This is a genomic window from Streptomyces fragilis (genome assembly GCF_003112515.1).
Taxonomy (GTDB): Bacteria; Actinomycetota; Actinomycetes; order Streptomycetales; family Streptomycetaceae; genus Streptomyces; species Streptomyces fragilis.
In genome coordinates, this window is record NZ_BEVZ01000002.1 from 1,728,572 (window position 1) to 1,751,765 (window position 23,194).

Sequence of the window (23,194 nt, forward strand, 5' to 3'; positions counted from 1 at the left end):
CCGCTGCCGTGTCCCCGGCCGGGCCGCGGTCCGCGTCGGACACCGCTGCCCCGGCCGGGGACGCCGCCCCGTCGTGTGTCAGTGACGCCCGCCGGACCCCTCACCGCCTCCGCCGCCGAGGGCCTCCTCGGTCCTGCGCTGGTGCTCGCGGATGCGCTCGCTCGAGTCGGACCGGGTCCGCTCGATGTTCGCCAGGTTCGCGAGCGTCGCGGACACCAGACCGTCCAGCGCCTCGAACAGGCTGTTGCTGGTGTCCAGGCAGAAGGCGTTGTTGCGCTCGTAGACGGGGCGGACCTCGCGGGCGAAGTCGTCCGTCCAGCCGGGCCACTCCGTATAGGTCCGCTCCTGGCTGAGGAAGTCCTGCCCCAGCCGGCGTGCCATGAGCGGCAGTTGCTTCATCCGCTCGATGCTGTTCCGGAGAGCTGCGGGATTCGCCTCGTACGCGTCGCTCATGACCGGTCCCCTCGCCGTGTCGTGCCGTCGTCGGTGTCCTCGTCGATCTCGTCGTGCAGCCGGCTCCCGGCACGCGGGCCGTACCCGTCGCTCTCCGCGCTCAGCGCCGACCCGAAGATGCGGTTCCAGTCGATGTCGACGCCGCGCAGCTCCGGGACGCCGGCGCTGGGCTCGGCCAGCGGGGCGAAGGTGGCCATCACCTCCCGGGCCATCTGCGCGCGGCCCCGCCCGACCGCCTCCATCACCGAGGCGGCCAGCTGGGTGGCGTTCATCGAGCGGTACCTGTTGTCCAGGAACTTCAGTCCGGTCAGCTCTCCGGCCGGGCCGACCGTCACCTCGACGGCCCGGTCCCGGGAGCGCACGCTCGCGGAGGCGTGCGAGAGCCGCTCCTCGGCCCGCGTCACGGCGGCCTGTACGGACTCCAGTTCGGCCATCGCCTTGGCGATGCGCTGCTCGATCGGTTCGCTCACGGGGTCGTCCTTCGCTGTGCTGTGCTGTTCATCGGCCGATGACGGCGGGTGCGCCGCCCTCGTCGGTGCCCCAGACGTCGTCGTCGTCCTCCGCCCAGACCTCGCGCGCGCGGTCGCCGCTCTCGGTCTGCGGCCGGCCGCCGGGGCCGCCGGGGGTACCACCCATCGGCAGGAACGGGCTGCCGCTGGTGGTGGCCGCGGAGGCGCGGGCCGGGGACACCCGCACGTCGTTCTCCCCCTGCACGGACCGCGCCGCGGGGACCGCCCCGGGACGGCCGCCGCGGCTGTTCAGCGGCTGACCGCTGTCGATGACGTTGCGGACGCGCTCCGACTCCGACTGGTTGCCGGCGCCCGCGCCTCCCATCGGCATGCCGCCCATGGGCATGCCCCCCATCGGCATGCCTCCGGTGCCGTTCATGCCGCTCATGCCGAGGCCGCCGGGCAGCGAGCCGGTGTTGAGCGGGATGCCGGACTCCGCCTCGCGCTGCGCCGCGGTCATAGCTGGCGTCGCCGGGGAGGCGTACGGAGACTCGTAGGGCGACTCGTCGTACAACTCCTCCTCGTAGGAGCCGAAGTCGTAGGAGGGCGAGGCGAAGGAGGGCGAGGCGAAGGAGGACGGCAGCGACGAACCGGTGCCGGAGAGGGAGGGCAGGTCGCCGAGGGAACCGTTGAGGCTGCCGGTGGTGACGGTGCCGTCCGGGCGGGTGGTGGTGCCGATGCCGGTGTCCGGGTCGACCCTCGTGACCGTGCCGTCCGGGTACTCGGTGACGATGTCGCCGTTCCGGTCCAGGTGGGTGGTGCTGCCGTCCGGGTTGGGCAGCAGGTCACCGATGTTGAGGGGACCGGTCTCGACCGTGCCGTCCGGCCGGGTGATCGTCGCCGTACGGTTGTCGGGGTCGATCTGCACCCTGCTGCCGTCCGGGTGCTCGGTGACGAGCCGGCCGCTGTCGTCGAGCGTGGTCCTGCTGCCCCCCGGGTTGGTCAGCGTGCCGTCCTCGGAGTACGGGTTCGAGGCGAGCCCGTCCGGACGCAGCGAGCCCAGGTCACCGAGATTCAGGTCGCCGGAGCCGAGCTGGACGCCGCCCGGATGCAGGTCGCCGACGGAGCCGGGGAGGCCGCCGCCGGGGTTGAGCAGCCCCTCGGACTGCCTCTCGTAGGCGGCCTGGGCCTGCTGGTAGGCCTCCTCCTGCCGCTGCTGCGCCTCCTCCTGCCGCGCCTGCCGCTCGGCCTCCTGCTTCTCCTGCTCGGTCAGCAGCTGTTCCTGGCGCAGTTCCTGCTCGGTGCGGAGCCTGTTCTGCTCCTCCTCCTGCTGCCGCATCTGCTCCTCGGCCTTGGCCTCGGCCTCCGCCTGCTTCCGCTCGGCCTCCTTCTCCTTCTGCTCCTGCTTCGCCTCGGCCTCGGCCTGCTTCCGCTCGGCCTCCGCCTCCTTCTCCGCCTGCTCGGCCTCGGCCTCCGCCTCCTTCGCGTCGGCCTCCGCCTCGGCCTCGGCCTGCTTCCGCTCCTGCTCCTGGCGGGCCTTCTCCTGGTCGGCGCGCGTCAGGTTGAACTGGCTCAGCTGCATCTGCTCCGCGCGGGCCTGGGCCTCCTCCTGCTTCTTCTGCGCCTCCTCCTGCTTCGCCTCCTGCTCCGCCCGCAGCTGCTCGGCCTTCGCCTCCGCCTCGGCCTGCTTCGCCTCGGCCTCCTTCTCCTTCTGCTCCTGCCTGGCCTCCGCCTCGGCCTGCTTCTGCTCCGCCTTCGCCTCCGCCTCGGCCTGCTTGGCCTCGGCCTCCTTCTCCTTGCGTTCCTGCTCGGCCTTGGCCTCGGCCTCCTTGCGTTCCTGTTCCGCCTTGGCCTCGGCCTCCTTGCGCTCCTGCTCGGCCTTGGCGGCGGCCGCCTTCGCCTCGGCCTCCTTCTCCTTGCGCTCCTGCTCGGCCTTGGCCGCGGCGGCCTGGTCCTTCTGCCACTGGATGAACTCGTCCTGCTTGCGCTGGGCCTCCGCCGCCGCCTTCTTGGCGTCGTCCGCCTGCTTCTCGGCCAGATCCTCCTTGTAGGAGCTGGTGAGGTCGCTCTCACCACGGACCCTCACCGAACCGAGGTCGATGGTGGTGGGACTCCAGCTGTTGTGGATCGCCTTGAGGGCCGTCTCCGCGGGTTCCACGAGGTCCCGGATGACGTACGCCTGCCAGTGCTGGACGGCCCGTTCCCCCACGGCCTTCCAGGTGCTCAGCTCGTCCAGCGGACCGAAGTTGTCGCTCTTGCCGTGCCGGGTGGCCGTCTGGTCGAAGCCCGCCTTGGCGTGGTACGTGGTGTAGTAGGTCGCGTAGGGGCCACCGCTGCTGTTCACCTTGTAGGTGATCTGCTTGATGTTGTTCTCCCACACGTGGTCGGTGATGTCCACGAGCAGCTTGTTCAGCGCGATCAGCGGATTGCTGTGCTTGGTGACCCAGGTCATCCAGGAACGGTGCAGTTCGACCACGGCGTCGCGGAACGCGCCGCGGGCCTCACGCAGGATGTTGCCCTGCTTGGAGAGGCCGTTGGCGGCGCCCATGTCGTCGGCGAAGCCCTTGTACTGCCGGTTGATGGTGTCGATCAGGGTCCAGAAGACACCGGCGGCCTGGCCGCGCCAGGCGTCGTCCTGCTCGGTGCCCACCCGGCGCTGCCACTCCGCGACGACCTTCTCCTGGTTGGCGAAGAACTGGGCGACCCGGTCGAAGGCGGCGGCCGCGGTGTCGAAGGACTTGAGCGAGACGGCCCCCGCGTCCAGTACGTTCTTGTTGTTCCAGCGGAAACCGACCGTGCCGTTCTCGTTGTAGAGCAGCGCCTCCATCGCGCGCCCCGTCCCGTAGGCGTACTGGGTCAGCTTCTCGGTCGACCAGGTGGCCTTGTCACCGCTCAGACCGAGGTGGTTGTCGTACTGGCTCTTGAACTCCCCGCCCTCCACGACACCGCCCGACGGGCCGTCGTCACCCTTGTTGCCCAGCATGGTGATGCGGGCCTTGTACATCGAGACCTGGTCGCCGGCGGACGCGTCGTCCCCGCCCGTCGTGTAGAAGGGGATGACGAAGTCGGTGTTCTCGATGCGGTAACCGGCGTTCTCGACGCGCCAGTTGAAGTCGTTGGGGTCGACGTAGTCGACGTAGTTCTGCCGGGTGAGCTCCACCTTCATCTGCGGGATGCCGTCGTTGCCGATGAGGGACTCGAAGAGCGTGTCCCGGTGCGGCGCGTCGTACCCGGTGAACCAGTACGCCGCCTTCTGCCAGGAGTCGTTGTCTGCGTCGAGCGCCCTGACGTGCTGTTCCGGTACTGCGTCTTCTGCCACGGTCTGACTCCGTTGACGGGGGCGTGGGTGGAGGTCCGGGCTGCGTGCGGCAGCCGGCGGGGGCGTGGGCGGGCCCGTGGGGACCGGCCCGGCGGGGAGGGCAGGCGCGGTCCGCGGCGTGCTCCGCCGGACGGGCCTAGTCGTCCTCGTCGCCGCCGCCGGCCTCGCCCAGGGTGTCGTCGACGTCCTCGAAGATGTCGAGCAGCTTGTCGCCGTCGATCTTGGCGAGGTTCTCGCCCTGGGTCTTGAACAGCTCCTCGATGCTGGTGCGCAGGTTGTCCTCGATGTCCTCGAAGAGTTGCACCTGGTTGTCCAGGATGGGCACGAGCTCCTTGATGAGGCCGGTGACCGCCTCGACGAGCGCGGCGCCGTTCACCGTCTCGTTGTCGGCCATGTAACCGATCATCAGCGGCCGGGTCGCCTCCATCGGCCAGTCGTCGGTCACCTTGCCCCGCGCGCTCAGGTTCTCCAGCGACGGGATGACCTCGCCGGTCGCGGAGAGCCCGTTCTGGGTGATCTTCTTCAGCGCGTCGCGGAAGTTGAGGATGTCGTGGTTGAGGAAGTTCTCCAACCAGGCCTTGTCGAGATTGACCGTCGTGCTGTCGTCCGCCATGTCCTTCTCCTGCCGGGACTGTCACTGTCGGGGCACCGGACGGGCGGCCGCCCCGAGGCGTGGGGGGCCGCCGTCCGGTGACGGGGGTGCGCGCCGGGCCGGCTCAGCGGCCGACGCGGACCTCGCTCCACAGCTGGGTGAGGGACTTCTCGCTGTACTGGTAGTTCCCGGAGACCTCGGTCAGCAGGTGGGAGTGGTTCTCCAGCAGGTCCTGCATCGCCTGGACGGCGTTGTTCCAGGCGACCTGCTTGTCGTTGTAGACCTCCCGGTCGTCACCTTCCCAGGTCGCCTTGAGCGCCTGGAGTTCGGCGTCCAGGTTGACCAGGATGCTGGCGATCGCCCGGGTCTGCTGGACCATGTCGTCGGCCGCGTTCGACATGTGCCGGTAGTCGACGTAGATGTGTCCGTCGGTGAAGTCGCTCATCGTGAGGGCCTCGTCTCGCAACAGTTACGGAGGGAATGGGAGGGAGGAACGGTGTCCCGGCCCGGCGCCGGGCCGCGCTCCGGAGTCAGCCGCTCAGCGCGTCGAAGACGGCCTGCGACTGGGTGTACGAGGTGTTGATGGCCTCGCTGTTGGACCCCTGGGTCAGGCCCTGGACCCGGAGGGTCTCGTTGAGGGTGTCCACCATTTCCCGGACGTTCCTGGAGATGATCTCGGCCTGGTCGTCCCAGAGCTTGAGCAGGTCCTGGAAGGCCTTGCCGTCCGAACCCTTGAGCCCGGAGGCCAGGTTGAACTTCATGTTCTCGACGTCCTGCCTGCAGTTCTGCACGCCGGTGAAGGCCGACTCGAGAGCCTGAATGCCGTTCCGGGTCGCCTGCTCCTCGGACTGCTGGAAGCCTGCCATGTACCGCACCTCCTGATGGTCGCGCCGCCTGGCCCCGGCGCCCGGCCGGCTCGCGGCCGGCCGCGGACGGCGGGTGTCCGCTCGGCCGGGGCAACTGATCCCCCTACGCGGAACAGTTGATCAGACGATATCCAAAAGAGCTCGGTTGCCCTTGCGCTTCGGTTCGCCGACTGCCGCCCGGAGCGCAGAATTTGACGGAACGTCACGTGGCGGACACGTCAGCTTTCCCGGGCCGGCCGGCCCGGGGCCGGTGCGTCCCCCGACGCCCGCGACCCGTCCGCTCCGCTGTTCCCCGCCTCGCCCCGCGCGGCGGTGTCCGACGAGGAACCGCAGGCAGCGGCCGTCGTCCTGCTGCGTCCGGTCACGGCCGCCGCCGTACTCAGGTCGGGGCCGGTCGGCAGCATCGCCAGCAGCGGCGAGGGAAGCCCCCGCGCCTGCCCACCGCCGTACCCGAGCGCCCCCAGGGCCTTGTCGTCGGCGACCCGGTACTTCATGCCGCTGTCGGTCACGAGGTAGACCGTGTCGCCGACGGCGCCGCCCCCGGCGCCCAGCGCGCGCACCAGCGCGCCGCCGCCGGCCCGGACGGTGATCCGGTCGACGGGCACGCAGGCGGGGGTCAGCCCTTCCGGCGCGGGCTGCGCGGCCGGGCCCAGGACGGACGGCGAGGACAGGGCGACGCTGACCCGGGTACCGGAACCGCCGCTCTCGACCCGGGCACAGGCCACCTGCCCCGGCTCCAGCCGCACGGCCTTCGGCGGTGCGGCGGGCAGGTCGGTGAGGTCGGTGTCCGCGGCGTCGGCCGTGCGGCCCTCCAGAGCGGCCGGGCCCAGTTCCACCGCGGCCGGAGCCTGCTCGCCGTAGGCCTTCTCGCGGGTGTCCGGGTCGCCGAGCACCAGGGCCGCACCGGTCGCGGTCAGGGGGACGAGCCCCTCCTCGCGCAGCAGGTAGTAGCGGGCTTCCGAGCCGGGCGCCGTGACCCGGAAGACCTGCCCGATCCGGGTCTCGCGACCGTCGAGCTCAGGCCCCCGACCGCCGCGGTCCGGCACGTCGGGCGGGGAAAGGTCCGGGCCCGCGGGCAGGGAGTTGAGGAACGCCGCCGAGACCTTCACCCGCGCGGTGGTGTCGTAACCGAGGGAGCGCGAGGCGCCGCGCTCGTCGTCCAGACGCAGCCGGATGCCCCGCCACACCAGGTGGTCGGTCCTGTCCGGGCCGGTCACCACCAGCGCCTGGCCGGCGTCCAGTCCGCCGCCGGCGGGCGCGCCCACGCCGAGGACCGTGGTGGCGGCGCCGTCGGCGGTGCCGGAACAGACCTGCCACGGGCCCGTGTCCAGGTCGCCGGGGGCGGGCAGCGCGTCGGGCGCCCCGACGATGCCCACCGGCGCCCCGTGCGGAACACCGGCCAGGGATCCGGAGCCGACCGAGACGATCTTCACGTCGGGGCCCGCCAGCAGCCGCGCCGAGGCGTAGTTGCGCACCGGCCGCAGCCGGCCGTCCAGGTAGAGGTAGCGGGAGCCGGTGTCCTTGTTGACGACGACGGTGCCCGCCTCCTTCCAGGAGTCCTTGACGCCGGGCTTCAGCAGGCCCAGCACGAAGGCGCCCGCCGACACCAGCACGGCGATCACCACACCGATCGCGACCCCGCGGTTGGTCCTGCCCTGCGGGCTCTCCGGGGCGTCCGGGTCGCCGCGCAGCATGGCGGTGGTGAGGCGCCCCATGACGAACATGTGCGCCTGTACCTGATCACGCCTGTTCTGCACCGTGCTCTCCTCAGCCGTTGAGGGACCGCAGGGCCCCGTAGACACCGAGCACCCACAGCACCAGCGGCAGCAGGGCCATCGCCGCCGCCGAGTGCAGCAGCTCCGCCCCACGGCCCCAGTACGGCACGAGCCGCCGGCCGGGCACGGTCCAGGACGCGATGGCGAGTCCGGCGGTCACGGCGAGCAGGCCCACCACGGTCAGCAGCCGCCCGAGGGAGCCGGAGTCCAGTGCCTGCGCGAACACCAGCAGGATCAGCGCCCAGGCGCCGGGCAGCGTCAGGAACAGGCGCTGCCAGACGTTGCCCAGCCCCCTGGCGTGCAGGACCAGCAGCAGTGCCAGCGCCAGGGAGGTGAAGACCTCGGCCGGCCCGTCGCGGCGCGCCAGGACGGTCAGGCAGCCGGCGCAGACCACGCCGACCGCCCCGTACAGCGAGCTCATCCAGCCGTCCGCCAGCACCGACCGGGAGGCGACGACCGCGGTGGGATGCGGTTCGATGCCCTCCTGCAGCTGCTGGGCGTTGGTCGGCAGCGGAGGCATGCGCAGGCCCGCCATCCGGAAGGACAGACCGGGCACGAAGGCGCCGAGGAGCACGGCGCCCAGCGCGGTGACACCGGCCACCTCGTGCGCGGCGAGACCGGCGGCCAGCATCAGGGCGCCCGCCAGCGCCCCGAACGCGGCGATCACGGCCGGTGCGAGGAACAGCGCGGCGTACGCGGCCACCGCGGCGAGCGAGAGCACCGCCCCGCCGGCTCCGGCCGCCGACGCGGCGAGCACACGGGCGCCCAGCACCTCCGCACCGTGCGGACCGGTGATGTCACCGCCCGGCAGCAGCCAGCCCGCCAGGGCCAGATAGGGGGTGACCATCAGCCCCAGGACCGCACCGGCCCCGCCGTCGCCGACCGCCCGGCTGGCCGCGGCGGCGCCCGCCAGGAGCAGCAGCGCCGCGGCCGCCGCGCACAGCGCCCGGACGGAGCCGGAGCCGCCGGGCAGGGCGAGCACCACCAGCCCGACGGCGGGCGCCGCCATGGCCAGACCCCGCAGCAGGGCCCGGCCCGCCCACGGGGTCCAGCCGTACGGGCGGTCGCGCAGGGTGGTGGAGATGCCGTCGACCAGGTCGTCCAGACGCACCTCGGGCAGCGCCTCGACCCGGGGCCGCAGGTAGACGGTCTCGCCGTCGCGCAGCTCGAAGGAGTCGAGGGTGCGCTCCTCGTCCATCGGTTCGCCGCCCAGGCGCTGCAGCACCCAGCCGCCGTGCTCGACGCCGGCTTCCTCCAGGTCGTCGCCGGCGTAGCCGAGCACGGCGGGCAGCAGGTCGGCGACCGGTACGTCGGCGGGCACGGCCAGGTCGATCGTGCGGGCGGGGGCGCGTACGGTCAGGCGGCACAGACCGGCCACCTGGTTGTCACTCATCGGTCTGGCTCACGCCTTCCGGGGTTCGCCGTCGCATGTCGACGGACACGCAACGGGCGTGCGGAACAGGGGGGTTGCTGGTTGGTGGTCAGCTGGCGTGATCGTAATATCAAACATCTCTTCGGGGTGACCTCGCCCCCGGAGCAGCAGAGATCCCAGCATCAGTCACCCCACCCGTGAGCGCGCACCGTCGGCCCGGCGGCCGCTCCGTAAGGAGACCCGTACGGTGAGTGTGGTTCTGTTCCGCCGGCCCGCCCGCAGACGCGGCCCCGAGATGCCGGACGGAGAACTGACCCTCCAGGAGCCGCCCACGCTCCCCGAGGTGGTCCCCGACTCGTCCGCCGTGTGGACCTACCTGCCGATGGCGCTCATGTCGGTGTCGATGATGCTGATGTTCATGCGTCCCGGCATGGGCAGCGGCGGCAGCAGCTTCATCTACCTCGCCCTCGGCCTGATGGTCATCTCCTCCGCGGCCATGATGCTCGGCCAGGTGATGCGCCGTAACAGCGAGCGCAAGCAGCGCCTCAAGGGCGAGCGCCGGGACTACCTGCGCTACCTCACCCAGACCCGCCGCAAGGTGCGGACCGCGGTGATGGACCAGCAGCGCGCCCTGGCATGGCGCCACCCCGAACCGTCCGCGCTGTGGTCCCTGGTCGGGTCGACCCGGCTGTGGGAACGCCGCCCGCAGGACCAGGACTTCGGCGAGATCCGGGTGGCGGTGGGCGACCAGAAGCTCGGCCTGCGCCTCAACCCGACGGCCACGACCCCCGTCGAGGACCTGGAACCGCTCTCCGCGCACGCGCTGCGCAGCTTCATGCGTGCCTACAACACCGTCCCCGACCAGCCCATCGCCATCTACCTGCGGGCCTGGGCCCGGATCCTGTTCCGCGGCGACGAGGACCGCATCCGCGCCCTGGCCCGGGCGATCGTCGCCCAACTGGCCGCGTTCCACTCCCCGGACGACGTGTGGATCGCGCTGTGCGTGTCCGACGAGCGGCGCGCCGACTGGGAGTGGGCCAAGTGGCTGCCGCACCACCTGCACCCGCAGGAGAACGACGGCGCCGGACCCGCCCGGATGACCGGGTCCGCCTTCAACGAACTGGAGGACCTGCTGGGCGCGGAGTTCCTGGAGCGCCCGCCGTTCGACCCCGACGCGGTCCCCGGCCGCGAGGAGCCCTTCACCGTGATCGTCATCGACGGCGGCACGGTCCCCGGCGGCCACCGCCTCGACGGCCCCGGCCTGCGCAACACCGTCGTCCTGGACCTCACCGGCGCCCTGACCTGGCGTCCCGGCCGGGTCACCCTCCGCTTCGACGTGAGCGGCGACGCCTTCCGCCTGGTACGCACCGACCGCGACCGCAAGGAGCAGACCACCCTCCTCGGGCGGCCCGACTCCTTCGGCCCGCGCGGCGCGGCCGCCCTGGCCAAGCGGATCTCGCCCTACCGGATGGGCATGGGCACGGACGCCTCCGAACCGCTGGCCACCGAGGTGGAACTGACCACCCTGCTCGGCATCCAGGACCTGTACCGGCACGACCCGCAGACCCTGTGGCAGCGCAGCACCGGCCCCGGCCGGCTGCGCGTGCCCATCGCGGTGGGCGTCGACGGCCAGCCGGTGGAACTGGACATCAAGGAGTCCGCCCAGGGCGGCACCGGCCCGCACGGCATGCTGATCGGCGCCACCGGCTCCGGCAAGAGCGAGCTGCTGCGCACCCTGGTCCTGGCGCTGGCGCTCACCAACTCCTCCGAGACCCTCAACTTCGTCCTCGTCGACTTCAAGGGCGGCGCCACCTTCCTCGGCCTGGACGAGCTCCCGCACGTCTCGGCCGTCATCACCAACCTCGCCGACGAGGCTGCCCTGGTCTCCCGCATGCAGGACGCCCTGCACGGCGAACTGATCCGCCGCCAGGAACTGCTGCGCGCCGCGGGCAACTACACCTCCGCCCTGGAGTACGAGAAGGCACGCGCCGCCGGCGCCCCGCTCGCGCCGCTGCCCAGCCTGTTCGTCGTCGTCGACGAGTTCAGCGAACTGCTCGCGGCGCACCGGGAGTTCATGGAGCTCTTCGTGATGATCGGCCGACTCGGCCGAAGCCTCGGCGTGCACCTCCTGCTCGCCTCGCAGCGCCTCGACGAGGGCCGCATGCACCAGCTGGAGAGCCACCTGTCCTACCGGATCGGCCTGCGCACCTTCTCGGCGATGGAGAGCCGCGGCGTCCTCGGCGTGCCGGACGCCTACGAACTCCCGCCGGCTCCGGGCAGCGGCTACCTCAAGTCGGGCGTCGAGGCCCTGACCCGGTTCCGGGCCGCCTACGTCTCCGGCGCCTACCGGCACCGCCGCGGCAGCGCCGGCCAGGCCCGCGCCGCCGGCCAGACCGTGCCCTGGACGAGCGGCTACGTCGTGCCCCGGGCGATGCCCGAGCCGCCGGACCCCGACCCGGAGACCGAGGAGAGCGGGGACACGCTGCTGTCCGTCGCCGTCGACAGGATGCTGGGCGCCGGACCGCCCGCGCACCAGGTGTGGCTGCCGCCGCTCGACCTGCCCGCCACCCTCGACCAGGTGCTGCCGCCGCTCACGCCCGACCCGGAGCTGGGCCTCACCACGGTGGGCTGGCCCGACCGCGGCCGGCTGAAGGTGCCCATCGGCATCGTGGACCGGCCGTTCGACCAGATGCGGGACCTGCTGACCGTCGACCTGTCCGGAGTCGGCGGGCACATCGCGATCGCGGGCGGCCCGCAGAGCGGCAAGAGCACCATGGTGCGGACCATCCTGACGGCCCTCGCCCTCACCCACACCCCGCGGGAGGTCCAGTTCTACTGCCTGGACTTCGGCGGCGGCACACTGGCCTCCCTCGCGGGGCTCCCGCACACGAGCGGCGTCGCGGCCCGGCTGGACTCCGAGCGGGTGAGCCGGACCATCGCCGAGGTGAACGCGCTGCTCGCGGCCCGGGAGAAGTTCTTCCTGGAGCAGGGCATCGACTCCATGACCACCTTCCGGCGGCGCCGGGCCGCCGGGGAGTTCGCCGACCAGGAACACGGCGACGTGTTCCTCGTCATCGACGGCTGGTCCACGGTCCGCCAGGACTACGACCGGCAGATCTCCACCTTCGGGGCGATCGCGGCCCGGGGCCTGAACTACGGCGTCCACCTCATCGTCACCACGGCACGCTGGGTGGAGCTGCCGTCGGCCGTGCGCGACCAGGCGGGCACGCACCTGGAGCTGCGCATGGGCGACCCCATGGACTCCGAGATCGACATGCGGCGGGCCGCGACGGTCCCCCGGGTCCCCGGCCGCGGCCTGACCCGGGAGGGCAAGCTGCACTACCTCACGGCGCTGCCCCGCATCGACGGCGTCGAACAGAGCGACGACCTCGGCGAGGGCGTCGCCGCACTGGTGAGCGCGGTCGCCGAGAGCTGGACGGGCCCGCCCGCGCCCCGGGTGCGGATGCTGCCCACCGAGCTGCCGGTGTCCGCGCTGCCCGCGCCGGAGGGCGACTTCCGGGTGCCGCTGGGCCTGGAGGAGAACGAACTCACCACCGTCTGGCACGACTTCGCCGAGAGCCCGCACATGGTGGTGATCGGCGACACCGAGAGCGGCAAGACCAACCTGCTGCGGCTGACCGCCCAGGCCATCATGCGGCGGTACTCGCCCGCCGAGGCCCGCATCATGGTGGTGGACTACCGCCGCGAACTGGTCGAGGCGGTCCCCGACGAGTACCGGCTGGGTCACGCCGTCTCCATCGACGCCCTGCGCGACCTGGTGGACGGGGCGGCCCGGGCGGTGAAGGTCCGGGTGCCGGGACCCGACATCACCCCCGCCCGGATGCGGCTGGCCGACTGGTGGAACGGGCCGCGCCTGTTCGTCCTCGTCGACGACTACGACATGCTCGGCTCCGGACCGATGAACGCCCCCTTCGACCCGCTGCTCGACCAGCTGGCACTGGGCTGGGAGGTCGGTCTGCACATGGTGGTCGCCCGCGCGGCCACCGGCGCGGGACGCGCCATGGGCGACCACCTGATGCGAAGGCTCCAGGAGGTCAACACCCCGACGCTGCTGCTGTCCTGCCCGCCCTCCGAGGGGTACGTCGTCGGCAACGCCAAGGGCCGCCTGCTGCCCCCGGGCCGCGCCACCCGGATCGCCCGCCGGAAGACGGTCCAGGTGCAGACGGCGTTCCTGGGCGACCGGAAGAACTGACCCCGCACCGCCACCCGCCCACGCCGTGCCACCCCCCCCCGGGGGCGGCACGGCGTACCGCCCCGGCGGGGGCGACCGGCGGGGATGCGGGCCGGTGCCGGACGCGACGGTGCCGGGCGCCGGACGCGTCAGCCGGCCGGCCGCCACCGTCGTGCCCGGCCCCGCGGGATCACCGCGGCGCCCGCCGCCACCAGCAGGACCAGCCCGCCGCCGACCGACGCGATCACCACGGCACGGGTGCGGGGAGTCCGCGAGGGCTCCGCGGGCAGGACGGCGGCGGGCTGCCGCGGCACCGTGCCGGGGGTGTCGCTCAGGACGGCGGTGAGGGCGGCGTAGGCGTCCAGGCGCGGGGGAGAGGCCGGGTACGCCGTGTCGGTCAGCCGGCGCGACACCTCGGCCGCGCTCAGGCCGGGATGGCGCGCCCGTACGAGCGCCGCCGCACCGGCCACGTGCGCGGCCGCCAGGGAGGACCCGGAACCCAGGTAGTGCCCGGTGCCCTCGGGCCCGTTGCCGACCACCGCGACGCCGGGGGCCGCGAGGTCCGCCGACAGGGCGGTGGGCGCCCCGGCGGGCCGGCCGCCGCCGGAGCCGTGATCCATCACGGCCAGGACGTCCGGCGCCGAGGCAGGCCAGTACCAGCGCGGGGCGGCCTCCTCGTCCGCGTCCCGGGGCAGGGCGTCCGGGGCGAACGGGGCGACGACCAGGGCGTCGTGCCCGGTGGCGTACTCCACCGCGTCGGTCAGTTCCTCCTTGCCGGTCGGCAGCGCCCGCGCGACGTAGATCACCTTCGCGCCGGACCCGGCGGCCGTCCTGATGCCGTCGGCGAGCAGGGCGGGAGTGGTCGTGCCGCGCTCCCCGGTGGCCCGCACCGCGAGGATCCTCGCCGCGGGCGCCACGCCCACGGCGCCCACGCCCTCGGCCGGGGCCGCGGCGATCAGTCCGGCGGCGAAGCTGCCGTGGCCGACGCAGTCGCCGCCCCCGCCCCCGGCCGTCTCCACCCGGCCGGACAGGGCCGGGATCGAGGTGCCGACACCGGTGTCCACCACCGCCACGGTCACCCCGGCCCCCCGGGACTGCTGCCACGCACGGGACAGACCGAGGGCCCGGGTGGTCCACGGCTCGCTCTTCGCGGTCCTGCCCGACGCCGTCGCGCACGCCTCGTCCGGGGCCAGCTCCGTACGGACGACCGGCAGCTCCACCGGGCCGGAGTCGGCCGCGGCGGGTGTCGCACCGGAGGCGAGTAGGAGTACGGCGGCCAGCAGGGGGACGGCGGCCGGCACGGCGGCCGCGGCCGCACGCCCGGAGGTGGGGTCGCGTCGCATGGCGGGCATCCTATGGTGTCCGGCTCAGAGGTCCCGACGGTCCCCGCGGTGCGGAACGTCCAGGTGAATACGCGTGAACTACCCATACCCGCCTGGTAGATGACCGGCACTCTCACGTAGCCTGCATCCGGCGCGTCCCGCCGTCCCACAGGGCCGACCGCGACGCCGGAACGAGGAGGATCAAGCTTGGCACGGCAGTTGCTCACCGTCTGCCCGGATCAGCCGGATAGTTTCGGGACCATCGGTGAAGCCCTGGCTCAGGCGCGCAGCGGCGCGGTCGTCCGGGTCAGGCCCGGCCGCTACCCGGAGAACCTGACCGTCCGCACCCGGGTGACGATCGTCGCCGAGGGCGAGCGCGGCAGCGTCGAGATCTGTCCCCGCAGGGGCAGCGCGATCGTCCTGGTCGCCGACGCGGTCATGCTCACCGACCTGACGCTGCGCGGCGGTTCCGAGGACGTACCGGTCGTCGACGCGGCACGCGGCCAGGTCGCCATGGACGGCTGCACCGTCGTCGGCTCCGGCTGGACCGCCCTGCTGGCCCGCGAGACGGGCTCCCTGGCCATGCGGGACTGCCGGGTCAGCAACCCGGCCGGCGCCGGCGTGGTGGACACCACGGACACCGGCAGCGTCGTCGCCGACTGCGTGCTCGAGAACCTCGGCACCACCGCCGTCGTGATCAGCGACAACGGCCGCACCACCGTGCGGGGCTGCCGCATCCGCGACGCCCGCGGCAACGGCGTGCTCACCAACGGCGAGGCCCAGGGCCTCGTCGAGGACTGCGACGTCTCCGGCACGCAGAAGCCCGCCCTCGCCCTGGAGGGCAGCAGCAGCACCCTGGTGCGGCGCGTGCGCGTCCACGACGCGGCCGTCGGCGTGTACGTCACCAGCGACTCGCGTCCGGTGGTCGAGCACGTGACGGTCTCCGACACCTCCGGTCCCGGCTTCGTGGTGGCGACCGGCGCCGACCCGGAGGTGCTGCGCTGCCGCACCTCACGCACCAAGGGCAACGGACTGGCCGTCACCGAGCGCTCCCGCGGCACCTTCCGGGAGTGCGAGTTCGACACGGCGGGCGGACCGGCGATCCGCGTGATCGGCAGCAGCACGCCCACCCTGACCGACACCACGGTGCGCGACTGCGCGGACACCAAGGGCGCCGTGGTGCTGGAGGAGGACTCGGCCGCCGAGTTCGACCGGCTGGAGATAGCCGACGCGGCCGGCACCGCCGTCCTCATCCGCGGCGGTGGCAACCCGCTGGTCCGCCGCGCCCGGATCACCGCGCCCGGCGGGTGCGGCGTGGAGGTCGTGGACGACGGCCGCGGCCGGCTGGAGGACTGCGAGATCCTGGACGCCGGGGCGGCCGGCGTGCGGATCGCCGGCGGCGGCAACCCGCACCTGCGGGACACCACGGTGCGCGGCGCGGCCGACGCCGGCATCCGGATCGGCGCCGACGGCCGGGGAACGGTCCGCGACGCCCGGGTGCACGGCTCGGGCGCCTCCGGCGTCGCCGTGGACAAGGGCGGCGAGCTGTCCGTACTGCGCACCGAGATCACCGACGCGGGGGCGCACGGCGTGATGGCCGTCGACGGGGCCCGGCTGTCCCTCGACGCCTGCACGGTCACCGGCAGCCTCGGCGACGGCATCCGCATCGACAGCACCGAGCCGGTCACCGTCACGGGCTGTGCCGTGCGGGAGAACCGCGGCGCCGGCCTGAAGCAGACCCGCGCCAGTGACCGGTGCGCCGTGGAGGACCTGACCAGCGCGGGCAACGGCGCCCCCGACGTGTGGGGCGCCGAGGTCTTTGGCGCGGCGCCGGCGGGCGACGCGGGCGGCAGGGGCCGCGCCGCGAAGGCGGCTCCGTCCGGCCCGCTGGAGGAGCTGGAGTCACTGATCGGCCTCGCCGACGTCAAGCACCAGGTCCGCACCCTGGTCAACCTCAACCAGCTGGCGCAGCGCCGGGCCCGGCTCGGCATGCCGGTCCCGCCGATGAGCCGCCACCTGGTCTTCTCCGGTCCGCCCGGCACCGGCAAGACCACCGTCGCCCGCCTGTACGGCGGCATCCTCACCGACCTGGGCGTGCTGCGCTCGGGGCACCTGGTCGAGGTGTCCCGGGCCGACCTGGTCGCCCAGGTCATCGGCGGTACGGCGATCAAGACGACCGAGGCGTTCAACGAGGCGCTCGGCGGCGTGCTGTTCCTCGACGAGGCGTACACGCTGCTCTCGGACGGCAAGGGCAGCGGCGCCGACTTCGGCCGCGAGGCGATCGACACCCTGCTGAAGCTGATGGAGGACCACCGCGACGACGTCGTGGTGATCGCCGCCGGCTACACCGACGAGATGGCCGACTTCCTCAACTCCAACCCCGGTCTGGCCTCGCGCTTCACCCGCACCATCGAGTTCGCCAACTACTCGGTGGAGGAGCTCGTCACGATCACCGAGCGGATGTGCGAGGCCCACCACTACGTGCTGGACCCGCGCACGCTGGACGCGCTCGCCCGGCACTACGGACAGATGGAGCGGGGCGCCACGTTCGGCAACGGCCGCGCCGCGCGCAGGGTGTTCGAGGAGATGGTGGACCGGCAGGCGTTCCGGCTCGGCTCGATGGCGGACCCGGCCGAGGCGGATCTGTCCCTGTTGCTGCCCGAGGACGTCGGCGCCGACGCGGGCGCCGCCGAGCAGGGCACGACCAGCTCCGAGGAACTCCTCGCCAGGCTCGAGGCCATGGTCGGCCTCGGGGCGGTCAAGCGCGAGGTGACCGACCTGGTGAACCTCCTGGCCACGACCCGCAGGCGGCGCGCGGCCGGGCTGCCCACGCCGAAGATCAGTCAGCACCTGGTCTTCTCCGGTCCGCCCGGCACCGGCAAGACCACCGTCGCCCGTCTGTACGCGGAGCTGCTGCACTCCCTGGGGGTGCTGCCCAAGGGCCAGCTCGTGGAGGTGGCCCGCGCCGACCTGGTCGGCCGGTACGTCGGTCACACCGCGCAGATCACCAAGGAGGTCTTCGAGCGGGCGCTGGGCGGCGTGCTGTTCATCGACGAGGCGTACACCCTCACCCCCGAGGGCGCGAGCAGCGACTTCGGCCGGGAGGCGGTGGAGACGCTGCTGAAGCTGATGGAGGACCACCGGGACGAGATCGTCGTCATCGCGGCCGGCTACACCGCCGAGATGCAGCGGTTCCTGGACTCCAACCCCGGCCTGTCCTCGCGGTTCACCCGCACCGTGGAGTTCGAGAACTACACCACCGAGGAACTCGTCGAGATCGTCACCACGCAGGCCGCGGACTCCGGCTACGACTGCCCGCCGGAGACCGTGGCGGCGCTCGGCCGGTACGTGGCGGCGATCCCGCGGGACCGCAACTTCGGCAACGCGCGCACCGGACGACGACTGGTGGAGGCGATGATGACACGGCAGGCCCGGCGGATCGGCACGCTGGCCGCGCCCGGCCTGGACGACCTGCGGCTGCTGCTTCCCGAGGACCTGCCCGTGGAGGACCCCGCCGGGATGCCGCGCTGAGGCGCCTGTGCCGGCCGAGCACGGCCGGCACGCGGCGGCCGGCGGAAGCGGCACGCGGCGGAAGCGGCTCGCGGCGGAAGCGGCACGCGGCGGCCGGCGGAAGCAGTCGGCCGGGGGCCGGTACCGGAGCGATCCGGTACCGGCCCCCGGCCGTCGTGCGTGCCCGGAGGACGGACCCGTGCCCGCCCTCGCCGTGTGCGGGCCGGCGTCCCCCGTGGCCCGGGTCAGGACTCCTCGTCGTCCTCGTCGGCCGCCTCGTCCTCGACGCCCTTCAGCGGCTCGCCGGCACCGGTGCCGCCGCCGCTGTAGCCCTCCGTCGCGCTCGCCGTGCCGGGCACGACGCGCTCCTGCGCCTCCTGCTCCAGCCCGGAATGCGCGCCGGGGCCACGGTCGGGGGTCCGGTCGTCCCGCTGCTCGTCGTCGTCCCGCTGTCCGGGGCTCTCGGGTCCGGCCATGTTCTCGCTCCCATCCTCGAGGCGCCCGCCCACCCGTGCGGGTGGGCGGGCGCGGTGCGGCAGGCGGGTACCCGCCGTCACGGGCGGAAAACGAGGACGGCCGGGGCGCGGGAGGCCGTCCTCCCGCGCCCCGCTCGGCGGTCAGCTCACGCAGCCGATGTGGGCCAGGGCCTGCTTGAGCAGGACGCCGTGTCCGCCGGGCATCTCGTTCTGGACCAGCGGGGAGGCGGCCTCCTGCGGGCTGAACCAGACCAGGTCCAGCGCGTCCTGCCGGGGTCTGCAGTCGCCGGCCACCGGAACGATGTAGGCGAGCGAGACCGCGTGCTGGCGCGGGTCGTGGAACGGCGTGACGCCCTGGGTGGGGAAGTACTCGGCGACGGTGAACGGCTGCAGCGAGGCCGGCACGCGGGGGAGCGCCACCGGGCCGAGGTCCTTCTCCAGATGACGCAGCAGCGCGTCCCGGACCCGTTCGTGGTGGAGGACGCGGCCGGAGACGAGGGAGCGGGTCACCGCTCCGTCCGGGCCGATCCGCAGCAGCAGTCCGACGCTGGTGACCTCACCGCTGTCGTCGACGCGCACGGGCACGGCCTCGACGTACAGGATCGGCATCCGGGCGCGGGCGAGTTCGAGTTCGTCGGTGGTCAGCCAACCGGGCGTGGTTTCGGTCATGTCAGACACGCTGGCGATCATACTTTCCCCGGCCGGTCGGTGGGCATGCCGCCTCGGAGGACCCCCGCACGGGGGACGGACCGGAAGGTGTGGCCGGGGTGTGCGCGGCCGCCGATCTTCCCCGGCGGCCCCGTGAGCGGGCAGGATCACCCCGGGCCACCGTACGTCCCACCGGGGCGCGGTACCGGGCCCCGCAGAAAGGAGAGCCGATGCCCGAGGAAACGATCGCCGTCGTCGGCGCCGGCATCGTCGGCCTCGCCACCGCCCGCGAGATCGCCGCACGACGCCCCGGCACCCGGGTCGTCGTCCTGGACAAGGAACGGCGCGTCGCCGCCCACCAGAGCGGCCACAACTCCGGTGTGGTGCACGCCGGGATCTACTACCGGCCCGGCAGCCTCAAGGCGACCCTCTGCACCCGCGGGGTGGCCCTGCTGCGCGAGTACTGCCAGGACCGCCGCCTGCCCTACCAGGAGTGCGGCAAGCTCGTCGTGGCCGTCACCCCGGAGGAGGTCCCGCGTCTGGAGGCGCTGTACGCGAACGCCCTGGAGAACCGGGTGCCCGGGGTCCGGCAGGTCACGGGGGAGGGCATCCGGGAGATCGAGCCGCACGCCGCGGGACTGGCGGCCGTCCACTCCCCGCACACCGCGATCACCGACTACACGGCCGTCGCGCGCTCCTTCGCCGCGGACGTCGAGGCGGCCGGCGGGGAGATCCGCCCCGGCTTCCCCGTCGGACGGATCCGCCGGCCCGCCCAGGGAGGCGTGGAGGTCATCTCCCGGGACGGCAAGTCCCTGGTCCACGCCGACCGCCTGGTGATCTGCGCGGGCCTGCAGAGCGACCGGGTCGCCCGGCTCGCGGGCGCCGGGGCCGACCCGCGCATCGTCCCGTTCCGGGGCGAGTACATGTCGGTCCGGCCACAGAAGGCCGGCATGGTGCGCGGTCTGCTCTATCCGGTGCCCGACCCCCGCTACCCGTTCCTCGGCGTCCACTTCACCCGGCGCGTCGACGGCACCGTGGAGGTCGGCCCGAACGCCGTGCTCGCCTTCTCCCGCGAGGGCTACCGCCTGACCGACGTCGACCCGCGCGAGCTGGCCCGCGTCGCCGCCTTCCCCGGCGCCTGGCGCCTGGCACGCAGGCACTGGCGCACCGGGGCCAGGGAGCTGCGCGGCTCGCTCTCCGTACGGGCCTACATGAAGGGCGCCGCCGCCTACGTCCCCGGCATCGGCCCCGCGGACGTGGTCCGCGCGGGTGCGGGCGTCCGGGCCCAGGCCCTCGCCCGCGACGGCTCGCTGCTCGACGACTTCGTCGTCCAGCACCTCGGCCCCGTCACCGCCGTACGCAACGCACCCTCGCCCGCCGCCACCTCGTCCATGGCCATCGCCGAGCACATCGCCGACGCCGTACTCGACCGGACCGCCTCCGCCTGACCGCAGCGACCGGACCGCCTCTGCCTGACCGCCGCGCCCGGACCGCCTCCGCCCGACCGCGGCGCCCGAACCGCCTCCGCCCGACCGTCCCGCGTACGGCAGAGGCCCAGTGCGCTGGGTCAGCCCGTCGGGACGACCGCGCGGCGGATGTCGCCCAGCACCGTGCGCGCCGCGATGGGGCCGCCCGGGGCCTCCCAGGCCGAGCCGTCGACCACGGCCACCCGGTGCTTCTCGTCCGCCTCGAGGAGACGCCTCAGACCCGGGCGGGACCGTGCCGACGCGAAAGTTTCGACCGCCTCGCCGCGCCCGGCGCCGCGGACGCCGAAGAAGACGAAGTCGCCGTCCGTCCCCTCGCCCGGGGCGCGGCGCAGGCCCAACGAGCCCAGCGTGGAACGGACGTGGTCGGCGGCCGCCGGCGGGGTGAGCTCGCCGTCCGCCCACCGGACCACGCCCACCGACCTCCGGGTGCCGGCCAGCCGGGGCCGCACCGCCCGCGTCGCCTCGGCGAGCTCGGCGCCGTACTCGCTCAGCACCTGCCGCCCGGCCGCCGCCAGGTTCAGGGCGTGCGCCGTGGCGGTGAAGGCGCGCCTCCAGTCGTCCTCGCCGGTCGAGGTCACCACCGTGGGCGCCACGGCCTGCAGCCCGGCCAGGTCGTCGACCGCGCGGGTGGACTCGTCCACCAGGATGAGGTCCGGCTCCAGCGCCTCCAGCCTCTTCACCCGGACCCGGCCGTCCCGCGCCACCACCCGGGCCGGCACCGCCCGGTCGGCCAGGTAGGACGGCGTCCGGTCGCCGTCCGCCGCGAACACGGCAGTGCCGTACGGCTCGACGCCCAGGGCCAGTGCCGCGTCCAGGGTCGCCCGGCTCAGCGTCACCACCCGCCGGGGGCCCAGCGGCACCTCCACCGTCCGCCCGTGTGCGTCCACGATCCGGCGCGTGCCCACCGGGCCCGCCGTCTCGGAGTCCTCCGCCCCGTCCGCGGGACCGAGATCCTCGCCGGTGCACCCCGTGAGCAGCAGGGCACTCGAGACGGCGACGGCCACGGAGACGAGGACGGCCCGGCGAACGGCCCGGCTCCGGGGCCGGGTACGGGTCGGCGGCATCGGCATGCAGGCGCTCCTTGCGAGGGGTGTGATCGGCACGGTACCGGCAGTGCGGCGTCCGGATCGACGCGGGCGCGTCGTGGCCGTCCGCCCGGGGCGCCGGTCACGGGCCGGAACGCGGTGTCCGGCGGAGATCGCTTCGCCTAGCATCGGCCTCCGCATGGACACGATGACACTCTGGAACATCACCCCCTGGGGGTTCGCCGCGCTCGCCGCCGCGGCCTTCCTCGTCGGCTTCTCCAAGACCTCCGTCAGCGGCGCCAACACGGTGAGTCTGGCCGTCTTCGCGGCCGTCCTCCCGGCCCGGGAATCCGTCGGCATCCTGCTGCCGGTGCTGATCGCGGGCGACGTGCTCGCGGTGCTGGCCTACCGGCGGCACGCCCACTGGCCCACCCTGTGGAAGCTCTTCCCCGCGGTCGCGGTGGGCGTCGTCCTCGGCACCTTCTTCCTGATGTGGGCCGACGACGGCGCCGTGCGCGTCTCCATCGCCGTCACGCTGCTGGTGATGACCGCCATCACCGTGTGGCGGACCCGCCGCGGCCGGCCGGACGACGAACCCGACGCGGTGGTCACCCGCGCCGGACGGATCAAGGCCCGCTCCTACGGCGTGCTGGGCGGCCTCACGACCATGGTCGCCAACGCCGGAGGCCCCGTGATGTCCATGTACCTGCTGTCCTCCGGCTTCAGGAAACTGGGCTTCCTGGGCACCTCGTCGTTCTTCTTCCTGATCGTCAACGTCGGCAAGGTGCCGTTCAGCGTCGGGCTCGGCCTGATCGACACGCGGGCGTTGCTGCTGGACGCCGCCCTGGTGCCGTTCGTGCTCCCCGGTTCCCTGCTCGGCAGGTGGGCGATCACCCGGATCAACCAGCGGCTGTTCGAACAACTCGTGATCGCCGCCACCGTGCTGGGGGCCGTGCAGCTGCTGCTGCGCTGACGCCGCCGCTCACCCCTCGCCCGGCCGGCCGCCCCGCAGCCGCGGGGCGCGTGCGCCCGCGTCCAGCGGGTCGCGCGCCGCCTCGACGTCGTCCGCCAGCGCCCTCGCCCACGCCACCACAGAGGTCAGGTCCATGCCGTGGACCCCGTCGCGGCCGGCGGCGCGGCACCAGGCCTCCACATGACCCGCCCCGCGCCGCAGCAGCCGCGCGCCGCCCGCGAGGTTGCCGCGCGCCGCGTGGGTGAGGCCCACCGCGGTCTGGGCCAGGCCGCGCCACAGGTCGCGCTCCTGCTCGGGGCCGGCCTTCCAGGCGTCCTCGAACACCTCGTGCGCGTGGAACGGCCGCCCCGCGTCCAGCAGCGCCTGCGCCTCGGCCACCGTCTCCCCGGGGGTGCGCACGACGCCCTCCGGCTGGCGGTCGACCCCCTCCGCCCCGTACGGCAGCGGCCGGCCCAGGCCGTCCCGCGGCCGCGCGTTGCGCGCCCGTCCCTCGTCGTCCCGGTCCCTCGGTCCCCTCGAAGAGCTGCTCATCGGCCCATTGTCCCGCCCGGCCTCCCCACCCCCTTCGAGCAGGCCCCCGACGTGCGCTAAAGTACTCCTGAACGTGATCGCGCGGCCCGCCGCGGGAGAGCGATCGGGACGTGGCGCAGCTTGGTAGCGCACTTGACTGGGGGTCAAGGGGTCGCAGGTTCAAATCCTGTCGTCCCGACTGAGAAGTCGCAGGCGAAGGCCGCT

At 73.6% G+C, this 23,194-nt stretch carries 17 protein-coding genes and 1 tRNA gene; 5 read left to right on the forward strand and 13 right to left on the reverse strand.

All coding sequences use genetic code 11. From position 1 onward, the window contains the following. Nucleotides 1-78: 78 nt before the first annotated feature. From Sfr03f_RS09305 to eccD, 8 genes are all read right to left on the reverse strand, one after another. Nucleotides 79-453 (reverse strand): hypothetical protein, encoded by a 375-nt coding sequence (locus tag Sfr03f_RS09305; RefSeq protein ID WP_108953163.1) that lies wholly within the window; start codon nucleotides 451-453, stop codon nucleotides 79-81. After that, a complete protein-coding gene (locus Sfr03f_RS09310; protein ID WP_245967474.1) occupies nucleotides 450-923 on the reverse strand; it encodes a YbaB/EbfC family nucleoid-associated protein in 474 nt (157 codons plus the stop codon). The genes Sfr03f_RS09305 and Sfr03f_RS09310 overlap by 4 nt, the downstream gene beginning before the upstream one ends. A gap of 28 nt (nucleotides 924-951) precedes the next feature. After that, nucleotides 952-4,221, reverse strand: a complete 3,270-nt coding sequence (locus Sfr03f_RS31515) for an AAWKG family protein (RefSeq protein ID WP_108953164.1) — start codon at nucleotides 4,219-4,221, stop codon at nucleotides 952-954. Nucleotides 4,222-4,357: 136 nt separating this feature from the next. Then, nucleotides 4,358-4,834 carry a type VII secretion system-associated protein gene (locus Sfr03f_RS09320; protein WP_108953165.1) on the reverse strand — a complete coding sequence of 159 codons (477 nt, stop codon included), beginning with the start codon at nucleotides 4,832-4,834 and terminating at the stop codon, nucleotides 4,358-4,360. Nucleotides 4,835-4,937: 103 nt separating this feature from the next. After that, complete coding sequence (locus Sfr03f_RS09325) at nucleotides 4,938-5,258, reverse strand: WXG100 family type VII secretion target (RefSeq protein WP_108953166.1); 321 nt, start codon at nucleotides 5,256-5,258, stop codon at nucleotides 4,938-4,940. Between the two features lie 85 nt (nucleotides 5,259-5,343). Then, nucleotides 5,344-5,679, reverse strand: coding sequence for a hypothetical protein (locus Sfr03f_RS09330; RefSeq protein WP_108953167.1), 336 nt, complete (start codon nucleotides 5,677-5,679; stop codon nucleotides 5,344-5,346). A 218-nt stretch (nucleotides 5,680-5,897) separates the two neighbouring features. Then, the gene (gene eccB / locus Sfr03f_RS09335; RefSeq protein WP_108953168.1) at nucleotides 5,898-7,436 is read right to left on the reverse strand and encodes a type VII secretion protein EccB; all 1,539 of its coding nucleotides are present in this window, start codon (nucleotides 7,434-7,436) and stop codon (nucleotides 5,898-5,900) included. A gap of 10 nt (nucleotides 7,437-7,446) precedes the next feature. Beyond that, a complete protein-coding gene (gene eccD / locus Sfr03f_RS09340) occupies nucleotides 7,447-8,847 on the reverse strand; it encodes a type VII secretion integral membrane protein EccD (protein WP_108953169.1) in 1,401 nt (466 codons plus the stop codon). 232 nt (nucleotides 8,848-9,079) lie between these two features. Between eccD and eccCa the strand changes: the two genes are divergently transcribed. Next, nucleotides 9,080-13,039, forward strand: coding sequence for a type VII secretion protein EccCa (gene eccCa, locus Sfr03f_RS09345; RefSeq protein ID WP_108953170.1), 3,960 nt, complete (start codon nucleotides 9,080-9,082; stop codon nucleotides 13,037-13,039). A gap of 128 nt (nucleotides 13,040-13,167) precedes the next feature. On the opposite strand, the gene Sfr03f_RS09350 is transcribed toward eccCa, so the two are convergent. Then, nucleotides 13,168-14,361: a S8 family serine peptidase gene (locus Sfr03f_RS09350; protein ID WP_108953564.1), complete on the reverse strand. Its 1,194-nt coding sequence runs from the start codon at nucleotides 14,359-14,361 to the stop codon at nucleotides 13,168-13,170. A gap of 186 nt (nucleotides 14,362-14,547) precedes the next feature. Between Sfr03f_RS09350 and Sfr03f_RS09355 the strand changes: the two genes are divergently transcribed. Further along, a complete protein-coding gene (locus Sfr03f_RS09355; RefSeq protein WP_108953171.1) occupies nucleotides 14,548-17,871 on the forward strand; it encodes a right-handed parallel beta-helix repeat-containing protein in 3,324 nt (1,107 codons plus the stop codon). Nucleotides 17,872-18,095: 224 nt separating this feature from the next. Here Sfr03f_RS09355 and Sfr03f_RS09360 read toward each other — a convergent pair whose 3' ends face one another. Continuing rightward, nucleotides 18,096-18,326 carry a hypothetical protein gene (locus Sfr03f_RS09360; protein WP_108953172.1) on the reverse strand — a complete coding sequence of 77 codons (231 nt, stop codon included), beginning with the start codon at nucleotides 18,324-18,326 and terminating at the stop codon, nucleotides 18,096-18,098. Between the two features lie 141 nt (nucleotides 18,327-18,467). Next, nucleotides 18,468-18,995, reverse strand: a complete 528-nt coding sequence (locus tag Sfr03f_RS09365) for an NUDIX hydrolase family protein (RefSeq protein WP_108953173.1) — start codon at nucleotides 18,993-18,995, stop codon at nucleotides 18,468-18,470. Nucleotides 18,996-19,204: 209 nt separating this feature from the next. Here Sfr03f_RS09365 and lhgD point away from each other — a divergent pair, with 209 nt between their 5' ends. Continuing rightward, nucleotides 19,205-20,422, forward strand: a complete 1,218-nt coding sequence (lhgD, locus tag Sfr03f_RS09370) for an L-2-hydroxyglutarate dehydrogenase (RefSeq protein WP_108953174.1) — start codon at nucleotides 19,205-19,207, stop codon at nucleotides 20,420-20,422. Between the two features lie 119 nt (nucleotides 20,423-20,541). Here lhgD and Sfr03f_RS09375 read toward each other — a convergent pair whose 3' ends face one another. After that, nucleotides 20,542-21,531 carry an ABC transporter substrate-binding protein gene (locus Sfr03f_RS09375; RefSeq protein WP_159105601.1) on the reverse strand — a complete coding sequence of 330 codons (990 nt, stop codon included), beginning with the start codon at nucleotides 21,529-21,531 and terminating at the stop codon, nucleotides 20,542-20,544. Nucleotides 21,532-21,685: 154 nt separating this feature from the next. Here Sfr03f_RS09375 and Sfr03f_RS09380 point away from each other — a divergent pair, with 154 nt between their 5' ends. Next, nucleotides 21,686-22,459, forward strand: a complete 774-nt coding sequence (locus tag Sfr03f_RS09380) for a sulfite exporter TauE/SafE family protein (protein ID WP_108953176.1) — start codon at nucleotides 21,686-21,688, stop codon at nucleotides 22,457-22,459. A gap of 9 nt (nucleotides 22,460-22,468) precedes the next feature. On the opposite strand, the gene Sfr03f_RS09385 is transcribed toward Sfr03f_RS09380, so the two are convergent. After that, the gene (locus Sfr03f_RS09385; RefSeq protein ID WP_108953177.1) at nucleotides 22,469-22,990 is read right to left on the reverse strand and encodes a DUF309 domain-containing protein; all 522 of its coding nucleotides are present in this window, start codon (nucleotides 22,988-22,990) and stop codon (nucleotides 22,469-22,471) included. Nucleotides 22,991-23,094: 104 nt separating this feature from the next. Here Sfr03f_RS09385 and Sfr03f_RS09390 point away from each other — a divergent pair. Then, a tRNA-Pro gene (locus Sfr03f_RS09390) sits at nucleotides 23,095-23,168 on the forward strand. Nucleotides 23,169-23,194: the final 26 nt, after the last annotated feature.